This is a genomic window from Trichococcus sp. (assembly GCF_055118575.1).
Map to the genome: position 1 here is coordinate 50,479 of NZ_JBSQPW010000023.1, position 18,241 is coordinate 68,719.

Sequence of the window (18,241 nt, forward strand, 5' to 3'; positions counted from 1 at the left end):
CTCTGACATGAAATCAGAAGGAGATGAGATTAATAGTCCGCACTCAGCCGAAGAAAGCCAGCAGGACACCGGCCGCTACAGCCGATCCGATGACCCCTGCCACATTCGGACCCATCGCATGCATCAGCAAGTAATTGGAAGGATTGTACTTGATGCCTTCCTTCTGAACGACCCGTGCAGCCATCGGAACGGCCGATACACCGGCGGCACCGATCAAAGGATTCACTTTTCCGTTCGTCAGTTTGTACATCAATTTTCCCATCAGGACGCCGGCAGCGGTCCCAATCGAGAAAGCAAAAAGGCCAAGAACGATGATTTTTATGGTTGTCATCGATAAGAACAACTCTCCGTTCGCCTTTGCTCCGACGGTTACACCCAGAATGATGGTGATGGTGTACATCATGGCATTCTGCAAAGTTTCCGTCAGCTTCGGAACCTGCCCGCTCTCGCGGATCAGATTGCCCAACATCAGCATACCCACAAGCGCAGTCGCCGATGGGACAACCAGACTGACAAAGATCGTGGTCACGATCGGAAACAGAATGCGCTCATTTTTGGATACTACGCGCATCTGCTTCATGACGGTCTGCCGTTCTTTCTGGGTAGTCAACAAGCGCATGATCGGCGGCTGGATGATCGGAACCAATGCCATATAGGAATAGGCCGCCAAGGCGATGACCGACAAAAGATGACTGGCTAATTTCGTCGTTAAATAGATGGCAGTCGGACCATCAGCGCCACCGATGATGCCGATGGAGGCCGCTTCTTCAGGCGTCATCCCCAATGCCAAAGCTCCAAAAAATGCCGCGAAGATACCGAACTGTGCAGCCCCGCCCAACAACAGCGTCTTCGGATTGGCGATGAGTGGCCCAAAATCGGTGGATGCACCTAGGCAAAGAAAAATCAATGGTGGATAGATGCCCAGATTGGTTCCCTGATAGAGATAATAAAGCAACCCTCCGGATTCGCTGTCGGCGGGCGGCGTCATCAATCCGGCCAACGGAAGATTCACCAACAGGATGCCGAACGCAATCGGAATCAGCAAGTATGGTTCATAGCCCTTCTTGATGGCCAGATAAAGGAAAATGCAGGCGATGATGATCATAATGATTTCTTTATACGTAAGATGAACCAATCCGGACATCCGGATCAGATCAGTCAAAGCTTGTACCATAGGAATCCCTCCCCTTCTAGAGAATCAGCAATGCTTGATCGGATTCGACACTGTCATTCTCTTTCACCAAAATACGTCTGACGACGCCATCTTCATCCGCAACGATTTCATTTTCCATCTTCATGGCTTCGAGGACGATGAGATTTTCCCCTTTTTTGACTCGTTGCCCCTCTTTGACGAGGATGCGCAATACGGTTCCGGCCATCGGCGCCAACATTGCTTTCCCTTCCGTTTGGGGGGCGACATCAGCAGTGCTTTTGCCGCTGTCGGCCTTGGGTTGCTCCGTCATGACTGCATCATCCGGCAACTCCCTCACCTTGACATGATAAACTTGTCCGTCAATTTCGATTTCGTACTTCTTCATAAAAAATCCTCCCTTTACAATCAGCAGATGGAATTTATTTAATACGCGTTACATCGATGATTTCAAATTTTTTGGCCGGATGTGCCTCATAGGCGGCTACCAAAGCCATTATCGCCGCTGCTTTGGCTCGTTGTTCATCCACGCCCGGATCCAGCAGACCGGACTGTGAATCATCCTTCTGGCGAATCGGTTCCGAAACCGCCACGGCAGGTTCCCCGACCAGCTTATGGACCAGCTCAACCAAGAACCAAAGACTTGCCAATACGGAAAACACGACGATCATCGCAACTACCGTGACAATCAGACCATCACTTAAATTGAATGTTTCCATTTCCTTCACCTCTTCCTCTTAACTGCGATAGCGGGCTTGGATCCGAATCACTGTTTCCGTCGTCTCACCTGGAGATGGCGTTTTTATTTCTTCTTGTTCTTTCGGAATGGTTGGATAGTAGACTTCTTGCAAATAAGCTTTACCGACCTGAGGGAACAATGCATAAGTCAATACGTCCTCGTCCGTGCGCGCCAGGTCACCCAGCTCCGCCTTCAATCTTTCGAACTCCGACTCCAGATGGTCTGCCGGGCGATCCGTGATGACGGCATCATCCCCGATAATGCTGCGTCTGAACGCGTCATCCACCGGTACCGGCGTTTTCCCGTATTTTCCGTGCAGGTAATCCTTCACTTCATTCGGGACCATCTTGTAGCGTTCTCCCGTCAAGACATTGAAAACGGCCTGCGTCCCGACCATTTGGCTCATTGGAGTGACCAACGGCGGAAAGCCTAAGTCCGATCTGACACGGGGCACTTCCCGCAGCACTGCCTCGTACTTATCACTGGCCTTGGCCTGTTTGAGTTGCGAGTTCAAGTTCGACAGCATCCCACCCGGCACCTGATAGATGAGGGCTTTGGGATCGACCGACAGCATTTTCGGATCGAGCACGCCCGAAGCGATGTACTTATCGCGGATCGGTTTGAAATAATCAGCAATTTCTTCCAATTTGGCGATGTCCAATCCTGTACTGTAACCCAGTTCCTCCAACACAAGCGCCATCGATTCGGTAGGCGGTTGACTTGTTCCTTCCGCAAAAGGCGAAATGGCACAGTCAATGATGTCCGCACCCGCTTCGATGGCAGCCATGTAGGTCATCTGTGAAACGCCGCTGGTGGCATGCGTGTGGATATTCAGCGGCACATCGATAACGGCTTTGATGGCCGGAATCAACTCTTTGGCTACTTTCGGCGTCAATATACCAGCCATATCCTTGATGCAGATCGAGTCCGCACCCATTTCAGTCAATTCCTTTGCCAAGTCGGTGTAAAATGGGATCGTGTGGACATCGCTGATGGTGTAACAAATCGTCAGTTGCGCATGGGCGCCGTATTTTTTGACGGCTTCAAGTGATGCCTTCAAGTTTCTCGTGTCATTCAAGGCATCAAAAATTCGAAAAATATCGATACCGTTCTCGACAGCTTTTCCGACAAAACGATCCACGATATCATCCGCATAGTGGCGGTACCCAATCAAGTTCTGTCCCCTAAGCAGCATCTGCAGCTTTGCATGCGGAGCACGCTTGCGGATTTGCCGCAGTCTTTCCCACGGATCTTCATGCAAAAAGCGAATCGCAGCATCATAGGTGGCGCCGCCCCAGCACTCGAGCGCGTAATACCCGGCTTCATCCATTTTCTCCACGATAGGGAGCATGTCGGCCGTAGACATGCGTGTCGCCATCAAGCTTTGATGCGCATCGCGCAGAACGGTCTCAGTAAAAAGCACTTTCTTTCCTTTTTCCAATCCGATCACATCCATTCTTTTCTTTGGAACTAGCTTTGAAAAAATCTTTTTGTGATTTTATTAATTATATACTTCGCTCCTGTTGCTGCAAAAACTCTGTTGAAAGATACGACTTTGTAAGCGTTTTCCATAATATTAGCTTACACTAAATTGACCAATAATTCAATCTGTAGATAAAAAATAAGAGAAAGAATATAGAAACAATCTACCTTCAATATTGATGAAAAAGCGAAAAAAAAAACCGCATCTTGGCAGTCTTTTTCTGAAGAGCATTTTGTCATCCCAATTTTGCTCAGTGTTTTATTTTACATACAATTCCTGCAACTGTTCACGGATTTTTTCATAGGGAGTATCCGCCTGCAGCAAAGCTGCAGTCAGATAGGCTCCCTCCACAAACGCCGCATCGCAAATAATCAGCTTTTTTTCGGTCATTTCACTTACCAACTCAAGATTCATTTTGGCGCTGCCCAAATCATAAAAGGCCAATATTTCTGGTTCACCCATTTCATTGAGCGCCGCCATGACTTTATCAAAACTCGTGCCGATGCCGTCTTCCACTCCGCCGACTGCTTTCACGGTAACGTCCTTCGCTACCTGTTTCAGCAAACGGGCCAGCCCGTCAGCGAGCTCCGCAACATGCGAAACCAATAAGATGCCGTACTGTTCACTCATCGTACACCCCCGCTTCCAGCATAGCCTCGAAGAAATACCCGCAGGAGGCAGCTCCCGGATCGATATGGCCATTCAGTTGTTCTGACACATAGGCCGCGCGTCCCTTTTTCGCCTGAAAATCCTTCGTGCTTATGACATATTCATTGATTTTTTCCAACGTTAAGCGCTTATTCCGGATGTCTTCCATGACCGGAATCCAAACGTCCACCAATGTCTTGTCCTTCAGTTCCGTTTGACCGACTTTTTGAATCCCTTCAATTCCGCTTGTCAGACTGTCCAGCAAATCGTTACCCACTTGCATAGCCTGCGACATTTGCAGGAAGGCTTGGCCATACAGGAGTCCGGCTGCCCCTCCCGTTTTCTGGATGAAAGACATCCCCGCCATTTTGAACAGATCTGATAATCCTGCCTGAAGCCCTTCCGCTAATTTTGCCTTCAGGTCGTTGGCGCCACGAAGCATATTGGCCCCGTGATCACCGTCACCGATGGATTCATCCAGAGTATTCAGATACTTCTCGTTTGTTTCCAACTTTTCGATGAACAGACTCAACCATGTTCTGGCCGTCTCGACAGTCAACATTTCCATCACCGCCTTGGATTCCTGGATCACATGTTTTCCATGCTACCTTTGCCTCCATTGTAAACGTTTTAACATGAAACGACAATCCGGAGACTTTCGAGTATCAATAAATCAAGTAGCGTATAAAACTTGTTGCACCCACTTATTCGGAAAAATCGACCACAAAAAAACTTTCAAATTGATGCTGATACTATGCATCAATTTGAAAGTTTTTTATTTTGCACTGCAAATAGGTTATATATCTTTCATATAGGCGTTTATTATTACCTTAATCTTTCCTCTTTATCCAAAGAAACATCAATACGCCAATAATCAGCATCAATCCCATCACAGCATAATACCCATATTCCCATTGCAATATCGCCATATGCTTAAAATTCATTCCATATATCCCGGAAATCAATGTTAAGGGAGAAAAAATAGAAGTCATGATCGTGAGAGTTTTCATCAAATTGTTTGATTGATGCGAAACCATCGAAAGATAACTGTCCCGCATATCGGTGGTAACTTCTCGATTAGACGTGATCAACTCCGTTACCTTCAATAAGTTGTCATGAATATCGGAAAAATATTCTCTTCTGCTTTTTATGCCACCCAAATGTCGGGAATTCAACATCCGATAAAGCAAATCCCGCATCGGATTAACTGTTTGCCTGAAGAGCAACAACCGATGTCTTATATCAAATAAATGATCGATGACATCATCCGTTGAATCGTTCTGTATAACATCTTCAATTTCCAATAGCTCATCCTCAATTTTATTGATGAGCGGGAAGTAATTATCTACGATTTTGTCTAAAATTTCATAGAGTATATAATAACTATCCCATTCTTCAATGTTCTTACAGTACAATAACCTATTCCGGATTTGATCCACTTCCTTTGAGGCGGAAAGATGGAAAGTTACGATAAAATTATCCCCAACAAAAGAATCCAATTCTTCTTTAATGACCTCATCTGCTGTTTCACTTATTTTGTGAGTAACATAAAATGTATAATCATCGTAATAATCAAGTTTCGGCCGCTGAAGTGTCTGAACACAGTCTTCAACAGCCAGAGGATGAAAGTGAAAAGTATCGGTCAAATGTTTCACTTCTTCAGCCGTTGGTTCATTAAAGTCAACCCAAAACCATTTGTATTGTGCAAAATTCGCATTATTTATAGCAATATCTGTATCTACTTTATTTTCATCCGTAATTCCAATAATTTTTATCATAGTGTAGCACCTTCTTAGCAGTATTTTCAATAACATAAGATCTAGCTTATTATTGATTTATGTCTGCACAAAAGAATAGGATGGTTCTGTAATTCTTTTGAAAAGGTACTTCTTATCTACTTCTGCCGTTTTGTTGGCCGACATTTTGTTTGATACACGTTCTCTCATTTTCAACACGGTCTTTACCTCCTATATTTGTTTGTCGATTAGACAATTAGGGATGATAAGACATGGTTGAAAGAGCAAAGCCAGTTAACTATTCAGTTTTTTAGTCAGAAGAACAGATGCAGTTTGTCTGCGAATGTCTTCTTTTCTACTTCGCCCTTTCGGTCCTATGTCCGTACTACTTCCCGCATCCATTCTTCTCACCTCGCTATTTCGATTACACTTAATATTTCCACAATAAAAAATCCCATACCAAAGCGCAAACAATGGTATGGGATGATATATCCATAAAAATACACAGCACAAATTTTTCATTGCACTGACGCCACCGTTTGAGCTTTAACTCTGCAGGGCGATGAAATTGCATTAGATGATACCTTGGTTTCGATATCGCCTGTTCAAACCTTCTCATGGTGTCTCCACCATTTCGCGGCAGCAATCCGTATCCCTGTAGTAGCCTTACCTACCGGAAATATTCAGTTACTTTTAAAGTACTACGCATATACTAAACTGTCAACTGTTTTTTACCTTGCACGGACTACTAATGAGCAGAAAAGTGACTATCATGCAGTTGGTCCGGCTCACTGTTTTTTCGTGAGCATTTGTGCAGCGTCTTCATCCAGTATCACGGTCACATGTTTGTGTGTCTGCAGGACACTTGCCGGCAGATCTTCCGTAACAGGACCTTCCAGTGCAGCTTTGACGGCAGCAGCTTTTTCTTTTCCGAATGCCATCAGGATGATCTGTCTTGACGAGAGGATTGATTGGATCCCCATCGAATAGGCAAAGCGCGGGACATCTTTTTCATCCGCAAAGTAACGTTTGTTGGAATCGATAGTGGATTGCCACAGCGCCACTTTCTGCGTGCGGGAATCAAAGGATGTGCCGGGCTCATTGAAACCGATGTGCCCGTTCGTGCCGATGCCAAGAATCTGCACATCGATCGGATTCGCTGCGATGATTGCTTCGAATTGCGCGCACTCTTCCACTTCATCCGCCATTCCATCCAGCAGATAGTTTTTCTTGAATGGTTTTGCATCGAATAATTGTTCATGCATAAAATGATGGTAGCTGTGCGGACTGTCCTCGGACAATCCCATGTATTCATCCAGATTGATCGATGTCATCCCCGAGAAATCAAGCTCGCTTTCCCGCATGATCCGGTACAGTCTCACTGGCGTGCTGCCGGTGGCTAACCCCAATACTTTTGCCCCGTTACTCATTTCTTCCCTGATTTTTTCGAATGCACAACGGCTGGCCTCTTCCGGAGTCGCTTTAATGATTATTTCCATGATCTATTCCCTACTTTCCGTTTCTTTTGAATACTGTATTGCCGTAACTGATGGTCTGTTGTACTTGGAATGCGCTGGATAGGAGCACCATATCGGCATCCTTGCCTGGAACGATTCCACCCTTTCGAACCAGACCGAATTCCCGGGCCTGATTGACGGAGCTCATTTTTACTGCATCAGAGATGCTGCAGCCGGTAAAGGCGATGATGTTCCTGAAAGCCTCCTGGAACTCCAGCACACTGCCCGCCAGACTTCCGCTTTCCAGACGGCCTTCGCCATCCTTGACGATGACCTTCTGCCCGCCCAACTCGCTGATGCCGTCGCCCATCCCTTTGGCGCGCATAGCGTCCGTAATCACTTCGATGCGGTCGACACCCTTCTGATTGAAGGCAATCTTCACCATTTCCGGATCGATGTGCAGACCATCGACGATCATTTCCGCGTAGATGCCCTCTTCCAGGAACGCGTGCCCGGTCACACCCGGTTCGCGGTGGTGGAGCCCTCTCTGCGCATTATAGAGGTGGGTGATGTGCGATGCCTTGGATTGTTGCAATTGGCTGCGACGAGCATTTGAATGCCCTACCGAAAGCACGATTTGGTTGTCCAGACAATACTTTTCGAAAGCTGTCGCATCGCTCGTCTCCGGCGCATAGGTGACCAAACGGATCAAACCGCCGCTCAAGTCCTGCCACTTGCGCATCAAAGCAGCATCCGGCAGTTTGATGTGTTCTTCCGGTTGCGCTCCCTTAAATACTGCGGAAATGAACGGCCCTTCGAGGTGGATGCCTTGGATGACCGGATTTTTTTCCGCGGCCTTGCGGATGCCGACCAAAGCCTTTTCGATATTTTCTGTCGATTGCGTCATCGTCGTCGGAAAATAACTGGTGATCCCTTCCCGGTGCATCGCCGCAATCATCCGGTTGATGCCCTCCGCATCACCGTCCATGTTATCCACACCATATCCGCCATGGCTGTGGACATCAATGAAGCCCGGCACCAGCCTGATTCCGGTTGCGTCAATCACTTCCTCGCCAGATTCGGGAACGTATTCCGACATATTCCCGACTGCGCTGATTTCTTTTCCGAACCGGATATACCCATCGGAGATGACTGTTTCCCCTGTATAAACTTCTGCATGGATGATCACTTTTTTCATTTGCGTTCCCCTCTTCGATCCTGAACTTTATTTTCACTGTGCACCTGCATGACTCAGCTGCCACTTCCCACTATTCCGATTTTTTCGAATAACCTTGCACATTTTTTCTCGTCAGATCCATGTTGTATTTGAAATTCTCATCCTGCACTAGGAAGGTCGAAATCACATCGATCAGATACATCATCCCGAACTGTGTGTTGACGAACACCGTGTTGTTGACGAAACGCGAGTGGTAACCGAAGCAAGTGACGTCCGCCAGTTTCGTCAGCGAACTGTTTTTGAAGCTCGTCAGGGCGATGATTTTCGCTTTTTTCTTCTTCGCGATCTCCAGTGACGCAATCAATTCCGGCGTTTCGCCTGAATTGGAGATGGCGATCACCAATTCATCCTGTTTGATGATCGAGCTGTTGATGATCATCAGATGGGAATCCGTAACCCCCGTGGCATTCAGACCCATCCGGATCAAGCGTTGCGCCAATTCAGCGGCCGTGAACCCGGAACTGCCGATGCCGTAGATGACTGTTTTGTTTGCGTTTTTGATCCAATCGACAACCGTTTCGATTGCCCGATCCTCAATCATCTGATTGGTTTCATCGATGACTTGCGTATAATAGCCATAAATATCATCATAGACGGTCGGCATTTCTTTCGACGGCTGATAGCTCGCCAATGATCGCAGCGCAATCTTCATATCCACAAACCCATCGATGTTGATCCGTTTACAGAACCGTGTGATGCTGGACGTCGAGGTATCCACTTTCGCCGCCAAATCCTTGATGTTCATATTTTTGATGGATGCTTTGTTCTGCAGAATGTAATCCGCGATTTTTTTCTCGTTCCCGGAAAAAGCGGAATATTGGTTTTGGATCTCTTCGATGATTGTCATTTTTCGTTGCCTCCTCTTGCTTTGCGTAGCCGCCAAAAGCGCGCTCCGCATTTCTTGACTTCGCCTCTTTCCCTTCGCTGATAGAATAACACATGAAAATGGTTTTTTTCAATTATTATTTTAAGAAAATAATTTTCATAGGTGTTTCGATTGGAGACACTTTTGGACAGCAAAAAGCCGCCCTCTTCCGAGAGCGGCTTGCTGTTTATGCGGATGTTTTAGATTCTGTTGCGATCCAACACACTTCTTTTTTCCATTTCCAGGATGATGAAATAAGCCATACCCGCTCCGATGGCGGAACTGATCGCGAAGCTCGGCAAAAAGAGCATCAATGCGGCTTCCATGCCCATAAAGAACTGCGCCAGCAAAGTGCTCGCCAACGACCCCAGGATTCCGGTGCCAATCCATTCACCCAGTGCCGCGTAACCGAGCTTTTGCGTTCTGGCATAAAACAGACCTGCACAAATAGCCCCGATCATGCTGCCCGGAAAGGCAAAGACGGTCCCTGTCCCCAACAAGTTGCGCAGCACGGAAACGCCGAAGGCCTGAAGGACGGCATATCCGGGTCCTAACCAGACAGCAGTCAATACGTTCAGCAGATGCTGCATCGGTGCTACCTTTGCAATGCCGATCGGGATGACAAAGATGCTGTTGCTGACTACCCCCATGGCGATGATCAAGGCAGTGGTGACTAATTTTTTTGTGTTCATAATGTTTTCCCCTTTTCAGTTTGATTCATTCCTTTTGAAGCCTGATCTATGCGAACCGTTTCCCCCTCCCTGAATTGAATGAAAATAAAAAGACACCTCCCCTGAGATGTCTTGGATATACGTACGGACTCCAGACCAAGCTCAGTTCCCTCCGCCAGTACGAACTGGATCAGGTTTGAAGGGTTCCGGCAATGCCGGTCTCAGCGCAATAGCGCACCCCTACTGAAAATAAAAAACGCTATATGATCTGATGCGAAAATCAAAAAATATAACGTTATGATGTCTATTTATCATTTTCCGCCAGAAGACTCCCACCTCTAGGAATGAAAAGGGCACAGCCCAATGAGTAGGTGGGCGATGAATGGCGGTAGGCGTCAGCCTATTCTTTTCGAAAAATCTTGCTACTAAAGAAGGCCCTCCCATTCGACTGAGAACAAACGTTCGTGTATAATAGGCGACAGAAGGAGATGACTGGCAATGATGATCCACAAAGCCTACAAGTTTCGGATCTACCCCAATCAGGAACAACAAATCCTGATTGCCAAGACCATCGGCTGTTCCCGCTTCGTGTTCAACCGCTTCCTGTCCGAATGGAACAAAATCTATAAGGAAACAGGAAAAGGACTGAGCTACAACGCTTGTTCCGCCAAGTTGACGTTGCTGAAAAAAGAAGAGGGGACACTCTGGCTGAAAGAGGTCGACAGTACCGCCCTCCAATCTTCCTTGCGGAATCTATCGGACAGCTACGACCGCTTCTTCAAGAAACAGAACAGCTACCCCCACTACAAGAGCAAAAAGAATCCGGTGCAGTCGTACACGACCAAGCATACGAACGGAAATATCGCGATTGTCGGGAACAAGTTGAAACTCCCTAAATTGGGGCTGGTTACATTCGCCAAGAGCCGGGAACCCGAAGGGCGTATCCTGAACGCCACCATTCGACGCAATCCGTCCGGAAAATATTTCGTGTCCATCTTGTGCGAAGTCGAAACCCACCCCACTCCCAAAACAAACACTACCGTTGGCGTGGATGTCGGATTGAAAGACTTTGCCATCCTATCGGATGAGGACAAAACCGTCTTCGAGAATCCGAAGTTTTTCCGAACAATGGAAAAGAAATTGGTGAAGGAGCAGAAAATACTGTCCCGCCGCATGGAGCAAGCCCGCAAGGACGGAAAGAAGCTGTTCGAGGCGAAGAACTACCAGAAGCAGAAACGCAAGATCGCCTGTATACACGAGGATATCACTAATAAACGGAACGATTACCTGCATAAAATCTCCACCGACATCATCAAAAACCACGATGTGATCGGGATTGAGGATTTGCAGGTATCCAACATGGTCAAGAACCGAAAACTTTCGAAAGCCATCAGCGAAGTCAGCTGGTCGCAATTCCGCACAATGCTGGAGTATAAAGCGAATTGGTATGGCAAAGAAGTCGTTGTTGTAGCAAAAAACTTCCCTTCCAGCCAGCTATGTTCCTGTTGCGGCTACCAAAACAAAGACGTGAAGAGTCTCCGTGTGCGTAAGTGGACTTGCCCCGAATGTGGGAGCCATCACGACCGGGATTTCAACGCAAGCATAAACTTGAAGCAGGAAGCCATGCGTATTTTAGCTTCCAGAACCGTGGGGGCCACGGGGTTAGCCTAACGAGAATCTGACCGATAGGTCGGAGTTTTTAGGAATCTCCCACCTCTAAGCGTAAGCATAGGTGGGAGTAGTTCAAGCGAATAGTCAAACGCCACATTCCCTACGCTAGTATGAACTAGATCAGGTACAAAGAGTTCTGGCAATGCCGGTCTCAGCGCAATAGCGCACCCCCAGTGTTTCTCATTTGATTCTAACCAATAATCCGCGGAAACGCAACCCTATTCTGAAGCTTTCTCTCCCGCAGCGCTCGGATCCAACACAATGACTTTTCCGAAACTGTCCTGGCTCTGCAAAAAGGCATGGGCTTGGGCAACCTCTTCGAGCGGGAAGACTCTCTCGGGATCCACAGCAATGCCTTTTTCTTCAATGTACTCCAGCAGTTCATTCACCTTCTCGCCGGAGACGTCACTCGAATGGAAAGTAGTCAAGTAGCTGTTGTGCTTCAATTCCATGATGGGATCGAAATCCTCCAGAAACCATTTCCCGCCCAGTTGGCCGGTGCTGCAGACGATGCCAGCTTCTTTGATATGGGAAAGGCTGTCCTTGATCGTCGCAGGCCCGATCAATTCCAGAATCTTGTCGAAAGTCTTTTCCGTTTCCAAAATGCCGTTGCGATCTTCGACGTAGTCGCTGAAGCCGGCTTCCTTCAGTCTCTCGCCCTTTTCGGCTTTTCGTGTGCTCCCATAAACCCGGATATCGGGGAATTGGGCTTTGACCAACTTGGCAAAGGCAACCCCGACACCGCTCGTTGCACCCCGAACCAATACCTGATCGGATGCTTGGATCCGCAGATTCTTCATGGAACCGAAAGCCGTATAGTAAGTTTCCGGAATGGCAGCCAGTTGGGACCAAGGCAGATCGGTGTGGATGGGGTAGATTTGGTCATTCGGCAACAGGACATATTCAGCATAGCTCCCGTCGAAGGCTCTCCCCATTTCTCCCATAATCGACACCACTTTTTGACCGAGCGGCAATTTCTCTTCGTCACTCGAACATTCCACAATACCTACACATTCAATCCCTAAAATGCGGGGAAATTTGACCGAAGGGGATTTCCCCTCCCGCGTGAAGATTTCCGAATGGTTGATGCCGAAGCCCATGACCTTCACGAGCGACCAGCCTTCCCGGATTTCCGGAAGCGGAACTTCCTGATGCACCAATTTTTCCGGTCCACCCGCTTCATGCACTACGACTGCCTTCATTCTTCCACCCTCTATCTTAATTTTTCATAATGATAACATGCAGCTGGGTCTCCCCGATTGCGTACCGCAAAATTTCTTGTAGGCACAGGAGTCGCACAAAGTCACGGCATCGGTTTGAAAAAGCGGCACCGATTCTCCTTGGGCAACTTCCGTCAGATGAACCGAAACCACATGACCTTCGTAAAACAATCCGGATTTCTTTGCCTGCTCCTGCTGCTTTCTTTTGTCCAAAATTTCATACTTCCGTCCGTTCTTCACGAAATGATTCCCGGTTTCGATGAATTCGAAGTTCACATGATGGTCCACGCAATCTTGGTGCATCCTGTGCACCCATTCATAATGGCATTCCCTTGCCCCATCATAGTTTTCCCCGCCAACGATGACGCGTTCGATTTTTCCGGAAGACAAATGCTTCTTCAAGTCGATTTCGCCGATCAGCGGTGCGGCCATGATACCTCTATGTTTGAAAGGCAGATCCAGGAGTAGCGGGATCCGCCTGTCGGCCATCTTCTGGTTTTCGGCAGAGACATTCATCCACACGTTTTCCCAACCCTCTCCCCAATTTTCTGGCAGGCAATCTTTCACGCGCTCGATTCTTTTCGTCAACAAGTAGAAAAGCACATCCGACCGCTTCTCGATCATCTTCCAGACTTCGCCGCGCCACTCGTCCGCTTCCTCAAGAAAGAAGTCAGAAGTCATGCAGACGCGTATCGTGGAACCGGGAGGTATGACGTAGTCGCCGCGCCGGTTCCTTTTCAGCGGGCGATCGAAGCTGCTCTGGACTTTATAGATCAGCGCGCCGTCTTTCCCTCGTTGACTGTCCAAATGAAACATATAACAATTTTGGCATCCCGGGCTGACCTTTTTGCAGCCGTGCCACGGATTCCAGATATCACTCAAGCGATCACTCCTTTGAAAAGATCAGGCAAATCTCCGTCGCAACGCGTTCTCAAGTACGTACAGGATGACATTGACAAGCAGACACAACAACATCGACAGCACAGTGCCCCACAACAGTTTTACGACGCTGAATGTCCGCAAGCCATCGAAAAGGACAGTTCCCAACCCGCCCGCATTGATCGTTGCGGCGATGGTTGCGATGCCGATTGTGGAGGTCGCAGCGATCCGTATCCCTGCGATGATTGATGACATTGCCAACGGCAGTTGGATTTTCCGGAACATTTGATTCCTCGTCATGCCCATCCCTACAGCGGCTTCGATGATTGTCGGATCGATCTCCTTGATCCCTGCGGAAAAACTGCGCAACAGGACATATTGGCAATAAATCACCAATACGATGATGGCCGTGTTCCTTCCCAGTCCCGTCAACGGAATCAAGATGGCAAATAGAGCAAGACTCGGGATCGAATAAAGCAAAGAGGTCAGATAGATCAAGCCGTTCATCACGCGTTCCTGATGCATGCAGGCCAGGATTATGCCACTAGCGATGAGGATGGCGATCGTCAGCGTCGTCCCCACTAATTCGATATGCTGCATCGTGGCAAGCAACAGTTTTTCATGGTAAGTATTCCAGTATGCAATCATTTCAGCTCACTCCAAAATGCCTCTTGTTCCTTTACGGTGGCAATCAAATTTGCGACAAACTCCGTTTTCGGATGGCGCATGATTTCCCTCGGTGCATCAAATTGACAAATCTTGCCTTTGTCCATTACCAGCACTCTCGTCCCCAGCTTGAACGCCTCATTGATGTCGTGGGTGACCAGCACAAAGGTTTTGTCTCCCAATTCTTTGTGGATCTTTTGCAGTTCATTCTGCAGTTGTAGGCGCGTGATCGCATCGACCGCTCCAAATGGTTCATCCAGCAGCATCACTTTCGGATTGGCGGCAAGCGCCCTCGCAACGCCGATACGCTGTTGCTGACCGCCGGATAATTGTTTCGGCTTTCTGTCGGCAAACACATTCGGATCCAGTTGGACAAGCTCCAGCAATTCTTTGACGCGGGCTTGGATTTCCTTCTTGTCCCACTTCAGCAGTTCCGGGACTGTCGCGATGTTTTGGGCAACGGTCATGTGCGGAAACAGACCGATTTGTTGGACGACATAACCGATTTTCCGTCTAAGATCCACTTCGTTCATTCCGCTGATGTCCTCTCCGAAGAAGGTTATGTTCCCTTCATCTTCACGGATCAACCGGTTGATCATTTTTAAAGTCGTCGTTTTGCCGGAGCCGGAAGAACCCAGGACAGTGATGAACTCCCCCTCCTTAATTTCAAAAGAGATATCATCGACTGCCTTCGTGCCCCCTTCCCCGTAGAGCTTCGTCACATTTTTGAATTCTATCGCGGTTTGCTCCATGCGGCCTCAACGCCTCCTTATTTTATCGAATCAAAGTACTCTTTCGCGACCGCTTCATATTCTTGTCCATCGACGTCCACTTTAGCATTCAGATTCGTCATAGTCTCCGTATCCAAAGTACTGCTGATGTTGTTCAGAATTTCCGCAATGTCAGGATTCACTTCCAACACTTCATTTCGGATTACTGGAGCCAAGTTATAAGGCGGCCAGAATTTTTTATCATCCACCAAGACGGTAAATTCTTCTTTATTTGTCAGTTGTCCTTCTGTCGTATAGGCCGGAGCGACATCCGCTTCATCATTTTTCAAGACTTCATATTTCAAACTGTTGTCGTAGACTGTCGAACTCTTCCAATTGAATTCTCCGTATGCTTTGGTCAAACCAGGAAGGCCATCTTCCCTCAGATCGAATTCACCTTGGGATGCAAAACGCAGCTCTGAAGCATTTTCCTGCAGATCGGAAATGGTCTCAATGCCGTATTTTTCGGCTACGCTCGTTTTGATGACCAGACCAGCGCTGTCGTTGGCTTGCGCATAATCCAACCAGGTCAGATCGAACTGCTCATCGTATTCTGCTTTGATTGTGTCATAGACTTTCTGCGGATCGGTTTCTATCTCCATTTCCAGTACTACCAACAGGCCTGTCCCTGTATACTCCGGATAAAGGTCGATTTCATCATTGGTGATCGATGTGTGAACAACCGAGCTGGCAATATTCGGAATTCTTTCAACCTCATAGCCGGCATCTTCCAAAGCCAACGCATAAATTTCCGAAACAACCAAGTTTTCGGTGAAGTCCTTTGAACCCACGCGGATGGCTGTATCTTCCGTGCTGCCGCTACCCAAACTTGAACATCCTGAGACCATAAGTGTTGTGGCCAACATTGCAATCGTGCTGATGATACTTTTTCTTTTCATTTAATTGATGCTCCTTTTAATTATGTAATCAAGAAAGATACTTGTCGTGAAGGCAAGCACCGCTACCGATACCCCTCCAATGAGAAGCAGATCCATCCTGTTCAAACCCAATCCGGTAAAAATCAATGTTCCCAAACCGCCAGCTCCGATGTATGTAGCCAACGTCGCACTCGAGATGATTTCCACCAAAGCAAGCTTCACACCGGTCATCACAAGAGGAAAAGCCAGCGGAATCTTCACCCTTTTCAGGAGCTCCCGATCGGTCATCCCCAAACCCTTCCCCGTTTCGATCATCACAGAGGGGACTTCCAGGAATCCGACCGTTGTGTTGACTAATATCGGCGGGATACCCAACAACACCAATGCGATCAACGCTGGAGCCCTTCCGACCCCAATAATGGAGATCAACAAAAAGAGGACCGCCAAACTGGGAATAATCCGCAAGGCTTGGGAACTGAAGGTGATCATCTGGCTGAGTTTCCGGTGCTTGTGACTGATGTATCCAAGCGGAATGCCGATCAGACAAGAAATTCCGATTGCCTGGATACTCAATCCAAGGTGCTGATAAACGTAAATCAAATATTGACTAATATTCTCTTGAAAGTACTGCAGTATGTCATCGACTAGCATTTTGGACCTCCTTTCACTTCAAACAACGATCCGAAGTATCTGCTATCTCACTAAACACCTTCAAACTGGCTGTTCCACTGCTCGTCAAGGAATAATAGCAGTGTCTGTCGCCTTCAAGCTGATTGACCACGATCGTATCCATTTGTAGCCGCCACAGATTGCTGACCACATTTTCTTTTTTCTCACCCGTCATTCGGACGATGTCATTGCAGCTCATTGTCGGGTAATAAAGGAATAGGTACATAATGGCAATCTTAATGTCCGTATCAAAGGTTGCCGCAAATATTAATATAGGATCTATCATTACCTGCATTCGCCTCCTTCAAAACATTCACATCGATAATTACCGCTGAATAAACTTCTTCGCACATGAACTACTGTCATGGTGGCCCCTTCGTGTTTGCGCTCCTTACTTAATGCCTCCCTGATAATACTCTTTTTGACTGCTGATGGATGGGTTCCCATACTCTAACTATAACCATAAAGATGCGCCCGTAAAAGTACGTACTTTTTTATCAGGTACTTACTTTTTTGTAAGCTACAGCCACAATGATACCTACAACAAAAAATTGTAAAAAAAATCCCTTTTGAAGCATTATAACGCTTCAAAAGGGAGTATGAAAATGATACAACTTTTGGCACCCGTATGGGATCACAGAAAAGGTCGGATTTGCAACCCGCTTTCCTACTTCCTATGCTGGCTTATTTTTGTTCCAAGAGATTATTTTTGATATAATCCGTTCCCCAATCACTCATGCTGTTGATGATCGGTCTTAGGGAGTCACCAAGATCGGTTAATGAATATTCCACGCGGGGTGGCACTTCAGGAAATACTTCCCGTTTAACAATCCCATCAGACTCCATTTTCCGGAGATTTTCAGTCAATACTTTTTGGCTGATGCCATCAACCAATCGGTGCATTTCATTAAAACGCTTGGTTCCCGTCAATAATTCGCGCATTATCAGCAGTTTCCATTTATTTCCGATCAGATCGACGGTTGTCGCAACCGGGCAGAATGGCAATTCTTCTTTGGTCAGCATCTTTTCCACCTCATAGATAGTAAGTTTCTTTTTGTAAGTTACAACGAATTATATACTTAAAATGAAACAATTTCAAATATTCCTTTCAGTTTCGGGTGTAACTATGCAAAAAAACAGGCTTCCAACGATGATGTCATCGTCAGGAGCCTGTTTTGTGTGATACCGGCGGCCGGGGTCGAACCGGCACGCCCTTGCGGGCACTGGATTTTGAGTCCAGCGCGTCTGCCAATTCCGCCACGCCGGCATGATATGAAGAATGCAATTTTCCATCTTACTCATGGAAAGGCGGTAACCGGATTTGAACCGGTGATAGAGGTTTTGCAGACCTGTGCCTTACCACTTGGCTATACCGCCGAGATGTTGCTATTTGAAAATGTTTGAAAAAACTGGGCTAGCTGGATTCGAACCAACGAATGACAGAGTCAAAGTCTGTTGCCTTACCGCTTGGCGATAGCCCAATAAAGAGGGCGACCGATGGG

20 protein-coding genes, 3 tRNA genes and 3 riboswitches are annotated in these 18,241 nt (G+C 47.3%); of the genes, 1 reads left to right on the forward strand and 22 read right to left on the reverse strand.

Annotated features, from left to right (window positions below; all coding sequences use genetic code 11):
- Window positions 1-43: 43 nt before the first annotated feature.
- The 11 genes from ACTCCX_RS07865 to thiW form a co-directional block, all read right to left on the reverse strand.
- Complete coding sequence (locus ACTCCX_RS07865; protein WP_086989719.1) at window positions 44-1,174, reverse strand: sodium ion-translocating decarboxylase subunit beta; 1,131 nt, start codon at window positions 1,172-1,174, stop codon at window positions 44-46.
- A 16-nt stretch (window positions 1,175-1,190) separates the two neighbouring features.
- Window positions 1,191-1,538 (reverse strand): biotin/lipoyl-containing protein, encoded by a 348-nt coding sequence (locus ACTCCX_RS07870; RefSeq protein WP_086989717.1) that lies wholly within the window; start codon window positions 1,536-1,538, stop codon window positions 1,191-1,193.
- 34 nt (window positions 1,539-1,572) lie between these two features.
- Window positions 1,573-1,869 carry an OadG family protein gene (locus ACTCCX_RS07875; protein ID WP_463275485.1) on the reverse strand — a complete coding sequence of 99 codons (297 nt, stop codon included), beginning with the start codon at window positions 1,867-1,869 and terminating at the stop codon, window positions 1,573-1,575.
- Between the two features lie 18 nt (window positions 1,870-1,887).
- On the reverse strand, window positions 1,888-3,267 hold the full coding sequence (locus tag ACTCCX_RS07880; protein WP_463275500.1) for an oxaloacetate decarboxylase subunit alpha: 1,380 nt from the start codon (window positions 3,265-3,267) through the stop codon (window positions 1,888-1,890).
- Between the two features lie 363 nt (window positions 3,268-3,630).
- Window positions 3,631-4,002 (reverse strand): dihydroxyacetone kinase phosphoryl donor subunit DhaM, encoded by a 372-nt coding sequence (gene dhaM, locus ACTCCX_RS07885; RefSeq protein WP_463275486.1) that lies wholly within the window; start codon window positions 4,000-4,002, stop codon window positions 3,631-3,633.
- Window positions 3,995-4,582 (reverse strand): dihydroxyacetone kinase subunit DhaL, encoded by a 588-nt coding sequence (gene dhaL, locus ACTCCX_RS07890; protein WP_463275487.1) that lies wholly within the window; start codon window positions 4,580-4,582, stop codon window positions 3,995-3,997. Before dhaL ends, dhaM begins: the two co-directional genes overlap by 8 nt.
- 268 nt (window positions 4,583-4,850) lie before the next feature.
- Complete coding sequence (gene corA / locus ACTCCX_RS07895) at window positions 4,851-5,798, reverse strand: magnesium/cobalt transporter CorA (protein ID WP_119092746.1); 948 nt, start codon at window positions 5,796-5,798, stop codon at window positions 4,851-4,853.
- A gap of 482 nt (window positions 5,799-6,280) precedes the next feature.
- Window positions 6,281-6,441: riboswitch (M-box (ykoK) riboswitch) on the reverse strand.
- 103 nt (window positions 6,442-6,544) lie between these two features.
- Window positions 6,545-7,255 carry a glucosamine-6-phosphate deaminase gene (gene nagB / locus ACTCCX_RS07900; RefSeq protein ID WP_119092747.1) on the reverse strand — a complete coding sequence of 237 codons (711 nt, stop codon included), beginning with the start codon at window positions 7,253-7,255 and terminating at the stop codon, window positions 6,545-6,547.
- Window positions 7,256-7,265: 10 nt separating this feature from the next.
- A complete protein-coding gene (gene nagA, locus ACTCCX_RS07905) occupies window positions 7,266-8,411 on the reverse strand; it encodes an N-acetylglucosamine-6-phosphate deacetylase (RefSeq protein ID WP_463275488.1) in 1,146 nt (381 codons plus the stop codon).
- A 70-nt stretch (window positions 8,412-8,481) separates the two neighbouring features.
- Window positions 8,482-9,297, reverse strand: a complete 816-nt coding sequence (locus tag ACTCCX_RS07910; protein ID WP_424200892.1) for a MurR/RpiR family transcriptional regulator — start codon at window positions 9,295-9,297, stop codon at window positions 8,482-8,484.
- Window positions 9,298-9,515: 218 nt separating this feature from the next.
- Entirely contained in the window at window positions 9,516-10,007 is a 492-nt protein-coding gene (gene thiW, locus ACTCCX_RS07915; protein WP_463275489.1) for an energy coupling factor transporter S component ThiW, read from the reverse strand.
- Window positions 10,008-10,136: 129 nt separating this feature from the next.
- Window positions 10,137-10,238: riboswitch (TPP riboswitch) on the reverse strand.
- A gap of 246 nt (window positions 10,239-10,484) precedes the next feature.
- Here thiW and tnpB point away from each other — a divergent pair.
- Complete coding sequence (gene tnpB, locus ACTCCX_RS07920; RefSeq protein ID WP_119092749.1) at window positions 10,485-11,657, forward strand: IS200/IS605 family element RNA-guided endonuclease TnpB; 1,173 nt, start codon at window positions 10,485-10,487, stop codon at window positions 11,655-11,657.
- A 79-nt stretch (window positions 11,658-11,736) separates the two neighbouring features.
- A riboswitch (TPP riboswitch) is annotated at window positions 11,737-11,839 on the reverse strand.
- Between the two features lie 36 nt (window positions 11,840-11,875).
- On the opposite strand, the gene ACTCCX_RS07925 is transcribed toward tnpB, so the two are convergent.
- The 11 genes from ACTCCX_RS07925 to ACTCCX_RS07975 form a co-directional block, all read right to left on the reverse strand.
- On the reverse strand, window positions 11,876-12,859 hold the full coding sequence (locus tag ACTCCX_RS07925) for a zinc-binding dehydrogenase (RefSeq protein WP_463275490.1): 984 nt from the start codon (window positions 12,857-12,859) through the stop codon (window positions 11,876-11,878).
- 24 nt (window positions 12,860-12,883) lie between these two features.
- Entirely contained in the window at window positions 12,884-13,759 is an 876-nt protein-coding gene (locus tag ACTCCX_RS07930) for a DUF5131 family protein (protein ID WP_463275491.1), read from the reverse strand.
- Between the two features lie 21 nt (window positions 13,760-13,780).
- Entirely contained in the window at window positions 13,781-14,404 is a 624-nt protein-coding gene (locus tag ACTCCX_RS07935) for an ABC transporter permease (protein WP_463275492.1), read from the reverse strand.
- Entirely contained in the window at window positions 14,401-15,174 is a 774-nt protein-coding gene (locus tag ACTCCX_RS07940) for an ABC transporter ATP-binding protein (protein ID WP_463275493.1), read from the reverse strand. Before ACTCCX_RS07940 ends, ACTCCX_RS07935 begins: the two co-directional genes overlap by 4 nt.
- 17 nt (window positions 15,175-15,191) lie before the next feature.
- The gene (locus ACTCCX_RS07945; RefSeq protein ID WP_463275494.1) at window positions 15,192-16,091 is read right to left on the reverse strand and encodes a glycine betaine ABC transporter substrate-binding protein; all 900 of its coding nucleotides are present in this window, start codon (window positions 16,089-16,091) and stop codon (window positions 15,192-15,194) included.
- A complete protein-coding gene (locus ACTCCX_RS07950) occupies window positions 16,092-16,721 on the reverse strand; it encodes an ABC transporter permease (protein ID WP_463275495.1) in 630 nt (209 codons plus the stop codon).
- 13 nt (window positions 16,722-16,734) lie between these two features.
- Entirely contained in the window at window positions 16,735-17,025 is a 291-nt protein-coding gene (locus tag ACTCCX_RS07955; RefSeq protein WP_463275496.1) for a hypothetical protein, read from the reverse strand.
- A 398-nt stretch (window positions 17,026-17,423) separates the two neighbouring features.
- Window positions 17,424-17,762 carry a winged helix-turn-helix transcriptional regulator gene (locus ACTCCX_RS07960; protein ID WP_068561675.1) on the reverse strand — a complete coding sequence of 113 codons (339 nt, stop codon included), beginning with the start codon at window positions 17,760-17,762 and terminating at the stop codon, window positions 17,424-17,426.
- Window positions 17,763-17,922: 160 nt separating this feature from the next.
- Window positions 17,923-18,006: transfer RNA gene (locus tag ACTCCX_RS07965), tRNA-Leu, on the reverse strand.
- 39 nt (window positions 18,007-18,045) lie between these two features.
- A tRNA-Cys gene (locus tag ACTCCX_RS07970) sits at window positions 18,046-18,116 on the reverse strand.
- Window positions 18,117-18,148: 32 nt separating this feature from the next.
- Window positions 18,149-18,220 (reverse strand) — tRNA-Gln (locus tag ACTCCX_RS07975).
- Window positions 18,221-18,241 lie beyond the last annotated feature (21 nt).